General features: G+C 59.3%; 19 protein-coding genes and 2 pseudogenes. 7 read left to right on the top strand and 14 right to left on the bottom strand.

What is annotated here, in order from left to right; all coding sequences use genetic code 11:
• The 6 genes and pseudogenes from EN955_RS29045 to EN955_RS29015 form a co-directional block, all read right to left on the bottom strand.
• Positions 1-1,110, bottom strand: a 1,110-nt coding sequence (locus tag EN955_RS29045; RefSeq protein ID WP_164769919.1) for a methyl-accepting chemotaxis protein, incomplete at its 3' end; no start/stop codon positions are given.
• A 517-nt stretch (positions 1,111-1,627) separates the two neighbouring features.
• Positions 1,628-2,062, bottom strand: coding sequence for a type II toxin-antitoxin system VapC family toxin (locus EN955_RS29035; protein WP_338101684.1), 435 nt, complete (start codon positions 2,060-2,062; stop codon positions 1,628-1,630).
• An 11-nt stretch (positions 2,063-2,073) separates the two neighbouring features.
• Positions 2,074-2,325 (bottom strand): type II toxin-antitoxin system prevent-host-death family antitoxin, encoded by a 252-nt coding sequence (locus EN955_RS29030; protein ID WP_024505312.1) that lies wholly within the window; start codon positions 2,323-2,325, stop codon positions 2,074-2,076.
• Positions 2,326-2,496: 171 nt separating this feature from the next.
• Positions 2,497-2,798, bottom strand: a pseudogene (locus tag EN955_RS29025) (hypothetical protein); the annotation flags it as partial.
• A 155-nt stretch (positions 2,799-2,953) separates the two neighbouring features.
• Positions 2,954-3,601, bottom strand: coding sequence for a helix-turn-helix domain-containing protein (locus tag EN955_RS29020; RefSeq protein ID WP_013525373.1), 648 nt, complete (start codon positions 3,599-3,601; stop codon positions 2,954-2,956).
• 138 nt (positions 3,602-3,739) lie between these two features.
• Positions 3,740-4,186 carry a pyridoxamine 5'-phosphate oxidase family protein gene (locus EN955_RS29015; RefSeq protein WP_013525374.1) on the bottom strand — a complete coding sequence of 149 codons (447 nt, stop codon included), beginning with the start codon at positions 4,184-4,186 and terminating at the stop codon, positions 3,740-3,742.
• A 185-nt stretch (positions 4,187-4,371) separates the two neighbouring features.
• Here EN955_RS29015 and EN955_RS29010 point away from each other — a divergent pair, with 185 nt between their 5' ends.
• Positions 4,372-4,581 (top strand): hypothetical protein, encoded by a 210-nt coding sequence (locus tag EN955_RS29010; protein ID WP_013525375.1) that lies wholly within the window; start codon positions 4,372-4,374, stop codon positions 4,579-4,581.
• Here the strand turns inward: EN955_RS29010 and fixJ are convergent.
• Both fixJ and EN955_RS29000 read right to left on the bottom strand, forming a co-directional pair.
• On the bottom strand, positions 4,578-5,192 hold the full coding sequence (gene fixJ, locus EN955_RS29005) for a response regulator FixJ (protein ID WP_013525376.1): 615 nt from the start codon (positions 5,190-5,192) through the stop codon (positions 4,578-4,580). The genes EN955_RS29010 and fixJ overlap by 4 nt on opposite strands.
• The gene (locus EN955_RS29000; protein WP_013525377.1) at positions 5,179-6,735 is read right to left on the bottom strand and encodes a PAS domain S-box protein; all 1,557 of its coding nucleotides are present in this window, start codon (positions 6,733-6,735) and stop codon (positions 5,179-5,181) included. The genes fixJ and EN955_RS29000 overlap by 14 nt, the downstream gene beginning before the upstream one ends.
• A gap of 185 nt (positions 6,736-6,920) precedes the next feature.
• Here EN955_RS29000 and EN955_RS28995 point away from each other — a divergent pair, with 185 nt between their 5' ends.
• Both EN955_RS28995 and EN955_RS28990 read left to right on the top strand, forming a co-directional pair.
• Positions 6,921-7,733 carry a universal stress protein gene (locus tag EN955_RS28995; RefSeq protein WP_024505310.1) on the top strand — a complete coding sequence of 271 codons (813 nt, stop codon included), beginning with the start codon at positions 6,921-6,923 and terminating at the stop codon, positions 7,731-7,733.
• A gap of 157 nt (positions 7,734-7,890) precedes the next feature.
• Positions 7,891-8,160: a DUF6455 family protein gene (locus tag EN955_RS28990; protein WP_013525379.1), complete on the top strand. Its 270-nt coding sequence runs from the start codon at positions 7,891-7,893 to the stop codon at positions 8,158-8,160.
• Between the two features lie 57 nt (positions 8,161-8,217).
• Here EN955_RS28990 and EN955_RS28985 read toward each other — a convergent pair whose 3' ends face one another.
• Positions 8,218-8,916, bottom strand: a complete 699-nt coding sequence (locus EN955_RS28985; RefSeq protein WP_013525380.1) for a CBS domain-containing protein — start codon at positions 8,914-8,916, stop codon at positions 8,218-8,220.
• Positions 8,917-9,064: 148 nt separating this feature from the next.
• On the opposite strand from EN955_RS28985, the gene EN955_RS28980 reads away from it, so the two are divergent.
• Positions 9,065-9,280 carry a DUF1858 domain-containing protein gene (locus EN955_RS28980; RefSeq protein ID WP_013525381.1) on the top strand — a complete coding sequence of 72 codons (216 nt, stop codon included), beginning with the start codon at positions 9,065-9,067 and terminating at the stop codon, positions 9,278-9,280.
• Between the two features lie 2 nt (positions 9,281-9,282).
• On the opposite strand, the gene EN955_RS28975 is transcribed toward EN955_RS28980, so the two are convergent.
• Positions 9,283-9,984, bottom strand: a complete 702-nt coding sequence (locus tag EN955_RS28975) for a Crp/Fnr family transcriptional regulator (protein ID WP_024505309.1) — start codon at positions 9,982-9,984, stop codon at positions 9,283-9,285.
• Positions 9,985-10,134: 150 nt separating this feature from the next.
• Between EN955_RS28975 and EN955_RS28970 the strand changes: the two genes are divergently transcribed.
• From EN955_RS28970 to EN955_RS28960, 3 genes are all read left to right on the top strand, one after another.
• Positions 10,135-10,572: a pseudoazurin gene (locus tag EN955_RS28970; RefSeq protein WP_013525383.1), complete on the top strand. Its 438-nt coding sequence runs from the start codon at positions 10,135-10,137 to the stop codon at positions 10,570-10,572.
• Positions 10,573-10,674: 102 nt separating this feature from the next.
• The gene (locus EN955_RS28965; protein ID WP_013525384.1) at positions 10,675-11,850 is read left to right on the top strand and encodes an NnrS family protein; all 1,176 of its coding nucleotides are present in this window, start codon (positions 10,675-10,677) and stop codon (positions 11,848-11,850) included.
• Between the two features lie 251 nt (positions 11,851-12,101).
• Positions 12,102-12,599 (top strand): cytochrome b, encoded by a 498-nt coding sequence (locus EN955_RS28960; protein ID WP_024505308.1) that lies wholly within the window; start codon positions 12,102-12,104, stop codon positions 12,597-12,599.
• Between the two features lie 56 nt (positions 12,600-12,655).
• Here the strand turns inward: EN955_RS28960 and EN955_RS28955 are convergent, their stop codons facing one another.
• The 4 genes and pseudogenes from EN955_RS28955 to EN955_RS28940 form a co-directional block, all read right to left on the bottom strand.
• Entirely contained in the window at positions 12,656-13,525 is an 870-nt protein-coding gene (locus EN955_RS28955; RefSeq protein ID WP_024505307.1) for an SUMF1/EgtB/PvdO family nonheme iron enzyme, read from the bottom strand.
• Positions 13,526-13,577: 52 nt separating this feature from the next.
• Positions 13,578-14,684 (bottom strand): copper-containing nitrite reductase, encoded by a 1,107-nt coding sequence (nirK, locus tag EN955_RS28950; RefSeq protein WP_013524994.1) that lies wholly within the window; start codon positions 14,682-14,684, stop codon positions 13,578-13,580.
• A gap of 183 nt (positions 14,685-14,867) precedes the next feature.
• A complete protein-coding gene (gene ccoS, locus EN955_RS28945; RefSeq protein ID WP_013524995.1) occupies positions 14,868-15,023 on the bottom strand; it encodes a cbb3-type cytochrome oxidase assembly protein CcoS in 156 nt (51 codons plus the stop codon).
• Positions 15,020-15,282, bottom strand: a pseudogene (locus EN955_RS28940) (nitrogen fixation protein FixI); the annotation flags it as partial. The pseudogene EN955_RS28940 and the gene ccoS, both read right to left, overlap by 4 nt.

Raw genomic sequence — 15,282 nt, 5'->3', positions numbered from 1 at the left:
GGCTTTCTCGCTCAGGATCGCTAGTTTGGAATTGATCGCGCCGGCCGCTTCCATGACCTGCTGCATTGTTTCTTCCATACGGGTTAGCCCCGCTTGCCCCCCGCCGGCGACGGCAGCAGTTTGCTCGGCAACTGTCGAGACCTCGTTCATCGTGCGGACGAGCTCGTTTGACGTGGCGGAGATCTCCTTGGCTGTCGCGCGGATTTCTGTTGTGGTCGCTGCGATTTCAGTCGCAGTTGCCTGCTGTTGCTTGGAGGTGGCGGCGATCTCAGTTATCGATGTGCCGACCTGTATGCTGGACCTTTGAACCTGACCAATGAGGGTTGTGAGATCGTCCGCCATTGCGTTGAAGCCGTCGGCAAGAACGCTGAATTCGTCTCGGCGCCTCAGATCGAGGCGTTCGCTGAAGTCGCCTTGCCGCATCAATTGAACCGCGTTGACCAAACGAGTGAGCGGACCTGTAATGGCGCGAAACAGCTGGTAACCCAAAAGAAGGGCTAGTCCGAGGGCTATCAACAAGCCAACGCTCAAACCGACTTCGGCCGTTCTAACGATCGAGCTGATCCGCTGCGTCGCGCTGTTTGCCTCGCCTCTGTGATCCTCAACCATGGCCTGCAGAGCGGACTGCAACTTTACAAAGATCGGCTCTACGGTGTTCTTGATGGCCAGGCTTTCATTGGGAGTTTCACCTTTCGACAAGGCAGCCCGGCTTGTGTCCAGCACAGCAGTTTCAGCCAGACGAAATTGGTTGGCGAGTTCTTTGACGACTGCATAATTCTGCTTGTCGATGTCGGAGACGATTGTTGCTTCATAGTCGCCCATCGACCGCTGCACTTGGTCGCGATTGGTCGTGATCGCGCTTTCAAGCGTGCTTCTATCCGATGGGTTGTCCTGAAGGGCATATTCCTGAAGCAGACTATGGGCCGTCATCTGGCCCACCATGATTGCGGTGCTGTGATAGAGGTCTGGAAGGATGCCCTTCTCGACCTCAGTCGCCTCCTGCCCCGCCTGAAGAAACCAGGCGTACGCGATGACGGCGATCACGGACATGACCACCAGAACGGCAGCGAAACTGACGAGGATGCGGTGGCGTATTGTCAGACTCTTCATGGATCCGATTCACCAATGGGGGCATCGTGGGCTGCGCGACAAGCGCTCGTTCCGACGTGTTCGAAAAAGGTGCGTCGAAAAGCGGTAGTCTGACGCTGAATGGTTTCTTTTCCGTTCCATCACTAATGATGGCGATGCCGCTCGCCAGAAGTGACGGTCGAGGACACGTGTTCCGTCGGCGCACATCAGCCCGACATCCGCTGGGCGGCACGCCCGCGTCAAGGTGGGTGGATGACTGATTGTTACCGTCTCGTTGGACGTCGATGAGAAAGGTATTCGCTGACGATGAAGCTCTCACCTCACGTCCAAGGCCCTGTCAGCGTTGGGCCTTTGAAGCAAACAACCTGGACAGCCCATAGGCAACAAGGCCTATGAACCTTGAAGGGGCACAAATATACGCTGGCCGCTGGTCGATCCAGGAAGTCCGGTGCACCGCCATCAGACTCGCCCAGCGTCGCATAACCCCGCCTACGTCATCGCATGGTCATGCTGGAGGCGCCCATCGGTCGCCGTCCGCCTATTCTGGAAGCCCGATGAACGGATTCTGATGCCGAATGCCGAGCGGCCTGAAATCTTTCTCGTTGTCCGTGAGCACGATCAGATCGTGTTGCATGCCTGTTGCAGCAATAGCGATGTCCTCGAAACCAGGTGAGATGCCAGCGGCCCGAGCGACTGTCATGAGTTGCCCAGTTATTGTTGCCGTTTCGAGGTCAAGAGGGAGGATGCGGCTACTGTAGTAGTGACGGATTTCTCCCCACCATTCAGCGAGCGCGCCCGCCTTCTTGGTGGCACCGGTTCGCTTGGCGTTCGCGATGCCGTCCTCGATCTCGGCCAAGGTGATTACGGAGAGCCAAAGGTCGGACGATCGCTCGACTATCCAGGCCGCTAGTTTCTCATCGGAGGGCGTCCTGCGTTTTGAAGGGGCAAGCAAGCTGACGACATTCGTGTCCAAAAGGTACAATGTCAGAACGCCGGATCGCGCAGAGCCCGTGCGGGCTTTCGGCTTCGCGCTGGCAGGTCAGCTTCCTCCAGGGGCGAGTTTGTGAGCAGCCAACCCAGCGACGGCACACGGGAAAGGCGTTCGTACTCCGAATAGCTGATTACGACAGCCTCTCTTTTGCCGTGACGGGTGACGACCGTCGGTGTGCCCGCAACCGCTTCGTCGACCACATGTGAGAACGTAGCCTTGACGTCTTTGAGCTGAATCTCTTTCATCATGATTGCTCCCGTGACTAAAGTGGTCATATAAATTATGGAGCGAGTTTTGGCAAGCAGTCAGGACGGATCGGTGCGCCTACGGCGCTCGATCTGCCGCCAGTTGGCAGGCTGACATCTCACATCAGGTCTAATCCGGAAAACCGCGTCTTCCCCGTTGATCTGGAAAGTACGGCGATCGACCCCGACACAATCGCGATTAGCCAGCAACACGCAGCAGCCGACACCGCCGACGGCAGATAGAGCCTGTCAAGACTGGACTGGGCGGCAGCGAGCAGCGGCTCGACCTTCTGCCCGGCGACGCTCAATTCGATGTCGGTTAGCCGCCGGGGTGATTTCCGGCCTGCAGGAACCAGCCTGTGCAACGAGGCCGAGCGCCGCCACGAATCGACCAGCGCCGATTTTTCAGCGGCATCCGACGTGATCGATGCTTGAACACGGTCTGCACGCAATGTGGCCATGTGCCGGTCCATGCCTTCCTCCCGAAGCCTGAACGCCGATAGACTTGCCGCTGTTTCCTCAATCTTCCAGCGGCATAACAGATGTCCTCCGCGCTGCTATCTTGCTCTTGTTGCCCCGCTGTCAAATGGTCTGAAGTGCTTGTACCATCCAGGAGTCGGAGCGCAGCTCATTCGCTCATCGCATGAAGCGCATCATGCCTGATGATTTCGATGCTGCGCAGGCTGAGCAGGCGGATGACGCCCTTGTCCTTCAGCCGGGTGAAGATCCGCGATACCGTCTCGATGGTGAGGCCAAGATAATCGCCGATATCCATGCGCGACATCGGAAGTTCGACCTGCCGCAATCCGCCCTGGCGCTCCGACAGGTCGACCAGGAACGCGGCGACGCGTTCGATGGCGCTCTGGCGACCGAGGACCAGCAGGTGTTCCTGCGCTCTGGTCAACCCCTTCAGCGCCAGAGGCAGCAACTGATGGGACATATCCGCTCCAGCTGTGAGGCGGAAGACGCGGACACCGGTGGAATTGACCGCTTCAGCAAAGAAATGGTGCGTCGTGTCGGCTTCGAAGCCGAATGTCTCTCCGGCGAGATGAAAGGCACTGATCTGCCGGCGGCCGTCAGCAAGCAGGCGGTAGACGCGGACGGCGCCGAACTCCACCTGGTAGAAGCCTCCGGCCTTCTCGCCCTGGGCGTAGATTTCCGCGCCTGCGGGATAGAAGCTGAGTGGTTGCAGCAGTGCGGGCTCAAAAGCCTCCGGCAGGTTGGGCTGGGCAGACCGTGACGGCAGCGAAATTCTGGAGGAGGTGTAGGCGTGCATGGCTGTTTTCCCGGTTTATCCGTGACACAGCAATCGCGCGAATCCGCGGGTCGCGAAATTCGGTTATGTCCCTACGGGAAACTACCTAGAGCCGCTCCTCCTGAATCGGTCCAGCGCTGGTCGCCGCAGTGAAGAAAGCTATTCACTTGCTTCGCGGCCCGACACCTGCTGGATCAAGATACGGAAGAAAACGTGGGGTGCACTGTCCGACACCGCAGGCATGAGTGGCTTGAGGGCGCCGGGCTCCCACCAAGCGGCATGCTTGCTCAACATCGCCCATGCATGGTCACGCTCGAGCTTGTGGCCAATCCGGTCCGGCAGTTCCTCATAACGGCCATCGACGACGACGCTTCTCCAGCCTCGGCCCTGGCCGCGTTCACCCACCTGGACGGACACCAGGGGATTGGCACGCATCCAGTCGATCTTCTTGCCGGGCATGGAAAACGCGTAGAGATGATTGTCGGCGTGCGCATAGTGCACCGGCACCACGTAGGGCTGCCCACCCTTCGCGCATGCCAGATGACCGACACGGTTGGCGGTCAGCAATTTCGTGCATTCCAGGGCGGATAATGTGCGGATCAGCATGTGTGATCTCCTGAGTCTATTGGTCGTCCAACAGACTGTTGGCCCAGCCGCCGGAGCTGTCATTGATCGCAATCAAGGCAGCTTGCCGCTCGTCCGCAGCGGCATAGGCGGCAATTTCGTAAATGATTTAAATCAAGGCGCTGCTTGCCGCTTCCCCAGATCATGGGGAGATGTGGAAGCCGATCATGAGCGCTCCGTTTGGTCGCGAACTCGAACTCGCCGTCTTCGACGAGGAGGGCGAACATGCGCTCGTATTTCCCTGTATAAAAGGCCGGCAGGGTTGGAAGCACGCCGGGACTGGCGTGCGCGTCGATATCCGCCCGACCCATTGGCGCTACTGGCAGCCGAAGGCAATGCCGACAGACGGCGGCAAGTCTCTCGGGGACGCTTGCTAGTGTTTGGATTCCACGATCAACGCCATGCGCACGAGATGCGACAGGCTGCCCGCGGCCATCTTGCTCATCACATTGGCACGATGAATCTCGACAGTGCGCGGACTGATACCCAGATCATAGGCGATCGTCTTGTTCGGCAGACCCGACACGAGCCCGTCCAGAACCTGCCGCTCCCGCTCCGAAAGTGTGGCCAGGCGGCCGTGGATTTCGGAGGATTGCGGATGCGTTGCATTCGCCTGGTTGCGGTTGGCCAACGTGGAGCGGATCGCGTCGATCAGCATCTCGTCATCAAACGGCTTTTCAATGAAATCGGAAGCGCCTTCCTTCATTGCCTGAACGGCGAGCGCCACATCGGCATGGCCCGTCATGACAATAACTGGAATTGTATGCCCGCCGGATCTCAGTTGGCGCAGGAATTCGATGCCGTCTATGCCCGGCATGCGCACGTCGGTGACGATGCAGCCGTCGAGGTCGCCCTTTGCCGTCGAGAGAAAAGCCGTGGCCGATTCGTGCAGGCGTACTGCAAAATCTGCAGTCGCCAGAAGAAAACCGAGCGACTTGCGCACGTCCATGTCGTCGTCAACCACGTGCACCAGATCACTGCCGGCCATTTGTGACCTCTTCCTTCTCCACAATGCGCAAGGTGAATCGGAAGGCGGTCCCGCCAGTCGGCATCGCCTCGGCCCATATGTGACCACCGTGCGATTCCACGATGGTGCGGCAAATGGAGAGACCGACACCCATGCCTTGCTTCTTGGTGGTTACAAACGGCTGGAAGAGTTGAGCCGAGACTTCCGGCGCGAGACCCGGGCCAGTATCGATCACGCTTACCTCGGCCATCCCATCATCCCGGGCAATTGTTGTGACTTTCAATTCGCGGCGCGGCGAGTCCTGCATAGCCTCAACCGCATTGCGCATCAGGTTGAGCAAAACCTGCTGAATCTGGATGCGGTCGGTTAAGACCAGTTCGGCGACTGGATCAAGCTTGTAGCTGACGAGGAGATTTATCTCTCTTGCACCAACCAAGGCTAGGGAGGCGGCTTCCTCGATCAGCATTGGCAGTCGTTCGACCTGGCGCTCGCTTTCGCCCCTGGCTACAAAATCCCTCAGGTGACGGATGACGTCGCCCGCCCGCAAGGCCTGCTCAGCTGCCTTTTCCACGGCATCCCGAAGCATGGGCGCATTCTCGTCCCGGCTCTTCTCAAGCAGCCGACGACTGCCTTTGAGGTAGTTCGTGATGGCGGTGAGCGGCTGGTTGATCTCATGAGCAAGCGTTGAGGCCATCTCGCCGAGTGCGGTGAACCGCGCCATGTGCAGCAGTTCCTGCTGCTGCTCCTGGATTCTTGCTTCTGCCCGGTGGCGTTCGGTCAAGTCGCGGCAGAAGCCGGTAAAGAAACGTCCCGTCCCCGGATGCATCTCGCCAACGGAAAGCTCCATCGGGAAAGTCGTGCCATCCTTGCGTGCCCCGGTCACGGTGCGGCCGAGCCCGATGATCCGGCGCTCTCCCGTCGTCAGGTAGCGAAGCAGATAGGCGTCATGCTCGTCGCGGTAGGGCGAGGGCATCAGCATTTTCACGTTTTGACCGATGACTTCGCCTGACTGGTAGCCGAACAGCGTTTCGGCAGCGGTGCTGAAGGATTGAATCCCACCCTGCTCGTCGATGACGACCATCGCGTCCGGCACTGTTGCCAGGATCGACCGCAAATGGTCCTCACGCAGCCGAAGTGCTGCATTTGCAAAGGAGAGTTCGCTGACATCAGTACCTTCAATGAAGATCGCGGTGATCCGGCCATCGTCAGCCTTGACTGGCTGATAAACAAAATCAAGGATGCGCTCTTCGACCGGGCCGTCGGCTATGTTGCGAAGGCCGACCTTCACCCCGTGGCCAATGTAGGGCTCGCCGGTCATGTACACATGGTCCAGATGTTCGAAAAACCCATTCCCTTCGAGCTCGGGAAAGGCGTCCCGCACTGACTTTCCAATCACTTGCCTGTGGCCAGTCAATCGCTGGTAGGCGGCATTGGTCAGCTCGAAAATGTGACCTGGCTCGCGCAGCAGCGCTATAAAGCCTGGTGCCTGATCGAACATTTGAGACAACAATGATTTCAGTGTCGTCCCGCCGGGTGACAAACTGAGTGCTTCGTCTTTGATCACCTGAAGTTCCTGGGTTCGACGGTGCTACCGGGGCTAACTATCACTTCTCGCCGCACACGCAAAACGGATCGAGCCGAGGTTTTCGAACGCAGATGCAGTTGCCGGCCTTTGATGCGCATCAAGGCATTGGACGATGTCGAATGCAATTCATCCCGCATTCCATCGTTCAGCGAAAGGCGCCCGCAATGTCTTACAAGTCGATCATCGTCAACCTCGCCATCGATGCGCCTCCCGCACCTATTGTAAAGCTGGGGATCGAGCTCGCGGAACGGTTTGGCGCCCGTCTCATCGGTCTGGCGGCTGCGGATGTTCCGCCCTTGGTCGCGACCGGCGACGGTATGGTCTACGAAGGCGAGGTCATGCAGATCCAGCACACCGAAATCGAAAAGCGGCTTGCCGAATTACGCGCCGAGTTCGAGAGGCTGCTTCCTGCATCGATCTTTAGCGAATGGGGCCAAGCTGTTTGCAGCCCAACCCGTTTCCTGAGCATTTCGGCTCGATCCGCCGATCTTATTGTCACCGGCAGCGAGAAGGGGGGAAATGTCTTCCGTGCAGTGGACGTCGGCAGTCTGGTACTTGGTATTGGGCGGCCAGTCCTGGTTGCCGCGAGCAATGTCGAGCCTGTCATGGCAAAAACCGTTCTTGTTGCCTGGAAGGACACCAGGGAAGCGCGGCGGGCGATAGCAGATGCGTTGCCCCTTCTGGCCACGGCCAACGAAGTCGTTATTGCCACAATGGATACCGACCGCGACAAGAGTATCCGCGACAGCCTTGCCGACGTCGCGGTCTTTCTCGAACATCACGGCATCATGGCAGGAACTGAGCTGATCGCCGGCGACCCAGACGGCGACAGGTTGCTGACATTTGCGCGGTCGATCCATGCGGACCTGATCGTCTCGGGTGCCTATGGGCACAGCCGTCTGCGGGAATGGGCGTTCGGCGGGATAACCCGCTCGCTGATTGAGGAAAGCGGCATCAACCGCTTCATGTCGTATTGATGGGTGGACGCCCCAGCAGCCGAGTACGCGGTGGGGTCCAGGAACTTCACTCTACCCCTTTCGCCGCCTTGGCCCGGCGACGGCTCCGTCGGTTGATCGAGATCAAGTCGTCGGCTGCCTGCATGGCTATGAGTCTCATAAGGCAGGAGTGACCAAGATGAGCTTTCTCGACTACCTGATTTCAGTCGACGCCAGGGTCGCGTTGATGGGTCGCATGATGCGCAAGCTGGGTGTCGACAGGCAGTTGAAAGTGGTGGCGGACCATGCAGCCGTCACCGATCGTGCGGTCAACCGCTGCCGATCCTGCGGCCATCAGGACGAATGCTCGACTTGGCTCGACCAAAACGAGCAAGCCGATGCTCCGCCAGACTATTGCCGCAACCGCGACCTGATCGCACGGCTACAACATGTGGCCGGACAGCGTTAGAACGTCGGGCGGCCAAGCACACATTTCGCCCCGGGAAATGGTGGTGCTAGCCCTTGGCTACGAGACCAGGATGACGGACAACGGCTCGGCGCAAAACAGATTGTCCTCAACGCCTTTAACGCCGGCTGCATTTTCGGCCGCGACGATTGCTGCCCGGCGCTCGCGCTCGTCGAAGATGGCGCCGTTCAGTTTTACGATCCCTTTGTCGACAGTGACATTGATCAGCTCATTTCGAGCCCATTTCTGCGCTGCAAGCTCCGCGACGATGCTCTGGCGTATCTGTTCGTTGTCAATGGCCATCGGGGTTGAGGCTGGCTGCATGTCAAGTAACGCACGAAGAAGATCGGAACGGGCAATCATTCCGACAACTTTATCGCCGTCGACGATCGGGACGCGTTTGATGCGGTGATGCGTCATCAACTCGACGACCTCGGCAAGCGATGCATTGGGGGATGCCGTGACGACGCTGTCGGTCATCACCTCTTCGATCCGTCGTCCGTTGGCGAGGACATATTCTTCGGCAACTCGTCCCGGGCTGACAAGAAACTCCAGCCAGCGTGGGCGCTTGCGCTGAGTGCCCAGCTCTTCACGGCGCAGGAGATCACCCTCGCTGATAATGCCCACCAGCGCGCCGTCACGGCGAATGACGGGAAGCCCGCTGATCTTGCTGGAGAGCATCAATCCGGCTGCATCGGCGATCGACGCAGACGGATCAATTGCAACGACCGGTGTGGTCATTATGGTTTTGGCTTGCATGCCAACCTCCTCAGATACTTTATCCCATTGCTTATCGAGGTCGCGCGCGCCGTGTCTTGATCTGAATCATTTTCAGATTGCGAAAGCGCAACGAGAGCGGTCCGAACGCGATTTATGAAGAGGCTTCGCAAATCGCGGAGACTTCATCGTGAAGCAACCCAGTTCGATTGACCCCGACATGGTCGTTGACGAAATCATGAGGAAATGGCCGGCAACGGTGGCTGTGGTGCTGAGATACAAGATGCTGTGCGTCGGCTGCCCGATCGGCACATTCCATACCGTGGCTGAAGCGTGCCTTGAACACCACGTCGATGAAAGCCGTTTCATCGCCGACCTGGAAGCGACTGTCCGCCGCAGAGAATGAGATCAGCGCTTGTCCCGGTTCTCGGCCAGAACTACAAGGCGGTGCGCATCCTTCACGGTGACCTTCTGGCGTCCGCTGACGATTATCCCATTGTCTTCCCACTTGCTGAGCAAGCGGCTGACGGTGTGCAGCGTCGTTCCCGTCATCTCGGCAATGTCCTGCCTGGAAATCGGGAAATCGATTTCGATGCCGCTGTCGGTCTTTCGGCCGGTCTGGTTTGCCAGTCGCAGAAGCGCATGCGCAACCCGCTGCTCCACCTGCTCGGTGGACATCTCCACGACCCGCGTCTGCGTCTCCTGCAGCCTGGTTCCAACCGTCCTGTATGTGGCCGCCCCAAACACTGGGAAGCATCCCGCCAGGTCCGGCCACAGAGCGTTTGGCCAGGCGAGCACCACGCAGTCCACCGCCGCAATTGCGCTGGCTGGGTAGGTCGTTCGGCCAAGTGCCGCGGCGACGCCAAAAATCTCGCCTTCGCTGATGTATCTGGCGATGACCTGTTGTCCGTCCGGTGTGGTGCGAACGACACGGATATGCCCGGCGATCAGCACGAAGAAGGAATGAGCCTCGGCTTCCTGCTCGAAGATCGCAGTCTCCTTGGCATAGCGAGACGACCGCGCATCCCGCAGGATCTCGCTCTGCTCGTCGGGCGTCAGACCCTGGAAGAGCGGCAGTCGCGAAATCAGCGATCGGTCCAGCGCAGCCAAGCGATTCCTCACGGCCCTACGGTTCCGCATCAGTCGTGCGGAAGACCTTTCTTATCCTGAGTTTGCGCCAGCGCAAATTGTTCCCAGCCGCGTCAGGCTAAATGGCATGGAACGGCGCAATGCCGCGAAGACGAAACAAAGGACAAATCGATGAAACTCTCCATCCTCGCCGCCGCAGTCTCTATCCTGGCGCTCGCCGGCGGCGCAAGCGCCGAAGAGCATATGGTGCAGATGCTCAACAAGGGCGAAAAGGGCGCCATGGTTTTCCAGCCGGCCTTCGTCAAGGCAGCCCCTGGCGACACCGTCAAGTTCGTGCCGACCGACAAGAGCCATGATGCCGAGTCAATCAAAGGCATGCTTCCAGACGGCGCCGAGCCCTTCAAGGGAAAGCCCAGCGAGGAAATCACCGTTACGCTGACAAAGGAGGGCGTTTACGGCGTCAAATGCGCGCCTCACTACGGCATGGGCATGGTCGCCCTGATCGTTGTCGGAAAGCCGGTCAATCTCGATGCCGCCAAGGCGGTCAAGCATCCCGGGAAGGCAAAGACGGTGTTCGCCGACCTGTTCACCCAGGTTCCGGTCAACTGATCGGCAATCGATACAGCCATGCCTGCCGCATGAGGGCAGGCGAGGGCCGGACGGACCGAGGGCGGCGGTTCATCCGGCCCTGTTCATTTGGAGACGCAAATCATGGGGATTCCACGCCTGCGGGCCTACACAGGACCCGCATTTCTTTCCTACGGATTCAGGCCCTTCTTCTTCCTCGGGTCGCTGTATGCCGCGCTCTCCATTCTGCTTTGGCTGCCGATATATGCCGGCGAAGTCGATGCCCACAGTGCGTTCGTTGCCGTCGACTGGCACATTCACGAGATGCTGTTCGGCTATCTGCCGGCGATCGTTACCGGGTTCCTGCTGACCGCCATCCCCAATTGGACTGGCCGGCTGCCCGTACAAGGCTTGCCACTGCTGGCGCTGGTCGTCCTGTGGCTTGCCGGGCGCGCCGCTGTCTACTTCTCGACCGACATCGGCTGGCAAGCAGCCGCGGTGATCGATGGCTCATTTCTGTTTGTGGTGGCTGCCGCCGCCGCCCGCGAAATCATCGCCGGACGCAACTGGCGCAACCTCAAGGTGCTGCTGCCGCTTGTCGTGATGGCGTGCGCCAACGGCATGTTCCATATCGAGGCGCACCTTCAAGGCACATCCGACATCAGCCGCAGGCTCGGTATGGCTGCGGGGATCGTACTCATCTCGCTGATCGGTGGGCGTATCATTCCGAGCTTCACACGCAACTGGCTCGCCCGGGAAAATCCTGGCAAGCTGCCTGCACCGTTCGGCCGTTTTGACATCGCATCGATAGCCATCTCAGCTATCGCGCTGGGAGCGTGGACGTTCGCCCCCCACAACCGCGTCTCAGGAATGCTTATGGCCGTCGCTGCAATCTGCCAGGTGTGGCGTCTGTCGCGCTGGGCTGGCGAACGCACATTGCGGGATCCGCTCGTGCTCATCCTCCACCTTGCATATGCTTTCGTGCCCGTCGGTTTTGCGTTGGTTTCGGCGTCGATCCTTTTGCCCGCAATCGTACCGGTCGCTGCCGGGCTGCATGCGTTCGGCGTCGGCGCCGTCGGGTCAATGACGGTCGCAGTGATGGCCCGCGCCACGCTTGGCCATACCGGCCGGCAACTACGGGCCGGACTGCAAACCATTGTTGTCTTCGCGGCGATCCTGATCGCTGCCTTGTCACGAATCCTTGCGGTTTTTCTCCCTAAGGACGCGATCGTCAATGTCGCCGGCGTTGCATGGGTTCTGGCCTTTGCTGGCTTTCTCCTAGCCTACGGCGTGGCCTTGACGACGCCGAAGGCCAAGTAGCGATCTGAGGGGATGATGTGACGCTGCCCCACAAGCTCAGACAACTGTGAGGCTAAAACTATAATCCGGACGAGGGACGTGGCCGGTGCCTCCACGGCGAGGGCCGCGGACGGCTGTTCGACGTCCCCATCGCCTTACAAATGCGTAAGGTTGCAGCCACAATTCCGGGAGGATTCGAGCCAAATTATGTCGATGTTCCCTGGCTATTCAGTATCGCGATCACGCAGCTGTTAAACGTCAGGAAAAATCAAATGACGGAAACCAGAATTGGCTACTCAACTTCCCAGATTGCGCTTCATTGGATCATAGCTGCGCTGGTGTTATTCCAACTGTTCTTTGGCGAGAGCATGACAACCGTGGTCGATGCTGCCGAAGATGGAGCCGCCGTCTCGTCAGCCGATCAGGCATTGGGCTCTGCCCATTACTGGATAGGAATTTCGACCCTGGCACTCGTGCTGATCCGGTTGCTAATGCGTGTAGTTTCCGGTGCGCCTGAGCCTGCAGAAAGCGGACCTGGCTGGATGCGGATCGCCGCACGTGGTTCACACGGCCTTTTCTATCTGCTCTTGCTTTTAACGCCCATTGTGGGACTGCTCGCTTTCTACATTGGCGACCCATGGGGCGACATCCATTCCCTCAACAAGCCAGTGTTTGTCGTCCTGATTTCGGTCCATGCCGTGGCGGCACTGTTCCACCAGTACTGGCTTCGCGATGGCACACTGAAGCGGATGCTGTCGCCCGGTCGATAAGCGGGTCCGTCACGTTTGTAGCCGCCGCCGATACTAAGATCCGACGGCGCTGACGGTCAGATTATTCTCAGGTGAGAGAGCAGATCGCTCGCCCAGCCAGAGCGGTCTCGCACCAGCCTGAATCCCAGATTGTCGGGAGGCGTACCGACGGCACAGCCTCCGCTTTTTCCGTCACTGACGAAGTTCGACATGTAGGCTCTGTGAAGCCCTTCAAGGACGTGGACACCGCAATTGTCGACCGAACTCGCAACACCGCTTCCATCCGCAGCCAACGTGGTGCGGACATAGCAGGTCGAAGTCCACTCCCAGACGTTGCCAGAAAAGTCGGCAAGGCCCAGGGAATTGAAACCAAACGAGCCACGGCTCTTGGGCATCGGGTCCGGTTTGCGATTGAGGTCCACCTCGGCCTTGTAGCTGGTGAGCCATCGTCTGGCGGGGTTGGTGGCGTCGTTTTCGACACCCTCGAATTCGCCTGCGAACCGCTCAGCAGCGGCAAAGGCCCACTCTTCGTCGGATGGCAGTCGCCATTGGTCGCCGGTCACTTCCGAATACCACCGGGCGTAGGCATTCGCATCGAGATAGCTTACTCCGGTGACGGGAGCATTGCTTGGGATCGCGCGCGTCTCCTGAGCTGGCTGACAGCCGCCAGCCGACACGCAGTCCGCATAGTCGGCCGCGCCGACCTGGTAGGCCATGATTTCGAGAGGTCTGTCGAGTTGCCGCTCGAGGCGGGGGTTGCCTTGCGGGCGTCCCTCTTTCAGGAACTCGCCCGGAGTCGGATAGATGATCGAACCGGAAAGCAAGACAACCGTCATAGCGATGGGGTGGGATTGTCGATCTCCAAAGACCGCCTCTAGCGAGAGCCCTACCGGAACAGCAGCGGCGGCCAGGGCGACCGGCAGGACCTTCAGGATGAAAAGAGACATGGCTTTTGTCCTTGCCCGGACAGCGGCGCCGTCCGGGCATTTTCGAGTGCCGTCAGTTGGTGGCTATGGGTTTGGGCGCCTCGACCTGCGTCATCAGGTCGGCATCCCACTCGCCTTCGACCATGAAGTGAGCGGTCGCTCCGAGTTCCACGGCCTCAATCAGATTGTGATTCACGTAGGCGTAGACACCTGGCTGCAGGAACGTATACAGCGCCGAGCCCGCCGAGCCGCCACGGATGAACCAGGTTTCCAGGTCCTTGGCCGGCGGGTTGGCGAATTTGCCCTGTTCCCAGACATAGTCGCCGTGACCGCCTATCAGATGCGGCCGGGTATCGCGGTTGGCCTGTGAATGGACGATCAACACGGTCTCGCCGACTTTCGCCTTCATGGCGTTGTCGCCGGTCAGGGAACCTACCTTGCCGTTGAACAAGACATGCGTCGGGATCAGCCCGCGCATGACCTTGACGATGTCATCGTAACCGTCGCCGGCAGATTCGTAGCTCTTGAAATTGCCCTTCTCGTCGCGCGGAATATAGAAGTCGTTCTCGCCGATGTAGAAGATCTTGTCGTATCTGGCCGGCTCGCCCTTGTCGTTCCTGAGCCCATCGCGCGGCAACACCATGATTGCGCCGCTCATGCCGGAGACGACATGCCAAGGGATCATCGCGCCACCAGGTGCGCAGTGGTAGACGAACGTTCCCGTCCGCGTCGCCTTGAAGCGCAAGGTCACCTGTTCGCCGGGATTGATCAGCGTGAGACCGCCACCACCCAGAGCGCCAGTCGCGGCGTGGAAGTCGATGTTGTGGGCGAGTGAGTTGGTGTCGGGATTGATGAGCGTCAGCTCGAGATAGTCGTCCTGATGAACGACCATCAGCGGGCCGGGGATCGAGCCGTTGTAGGTCATCGCATTGAGCGTCGTGCCGTCGGCGTCGATGACAAGAGGCTTTTCCTCGATCGTGATGGTGAACTCGACGATCTTGGGTCCACCCTTGGCGACCTGATCGTGCGGATGGACGAACGGCGGTGCCACGAGCTTGATCTTTTCGCGGGCGAGCCCTCGAATGTCCGCCTTTGTCACAGGTGCCGAAAATGCAGGTAGTGCTGCCACGGCGGCAGCGCCGATCGCTGCCCCGAACAGAGCTTCACGTCGCGTGATCATGTCAGTCTCCTATCTCTCAACCGTTGCGGATGAGCAGAACCTAGCTGACCTGACGCAGCGTTTCTTTGCGCTGGCGCAAATTGGTGGAGTTCATTTTGGAGACCTAAGATTCTCGGACACCGATCTGGCGCGTCATAGTCAAGGTGGAGACGGTCGTGGTCCGGTTATTTTGCCAGCACTTCGCTATCTGCCGATCTTGTCTTCCCGATCGATAAGGATCCGCTCGGCGGCGCCGTCGAGATCTTCGTACTGGCCACTCTTCAAAGCCCACAGGAACCCCCCCAGGCCAAGCGCGCCAAGAAAGAGGGCCACAGGTATGAGGTAGGCAAGGGTTGTCATGAGGATTGGGCCAATTTGGTGATATCGGAACGCCTGTCGCGCCGAACATTTTTCACCGGCGAACTTGGCCTGGAACTCTGCAGACGCAGCGCATTTCCGATCACGAGCAGCGATGAAGCGGACATGGCGATCGCTGCGATAAGAGGCGTGACGTGGCCCAGGATGGCGATCGGCACGGCGACGGCATTGTAGACGATCGCAATCGCGATGTTCTGGCGGATCAGGTGTCCCGCCTTGCGCGAGACATCCAGCGCGAGAG

It is taken from the genome of Mesorhizobium sp. M7A.F.Ca.CA.001.04.2.1 (assembly GCF_003998485.1).
GTDB lineage: Bacteria > Pseudomonadota > Alphaproteobacteria > Rhizobiales > Rhizobiaceae > Mesorhizobium > Mesorhizobium ciceri.
Note: the sequence above shows the minus strand (reverse complement) of the source record. Positions and strands in the feature narration are given on the sequence as shown.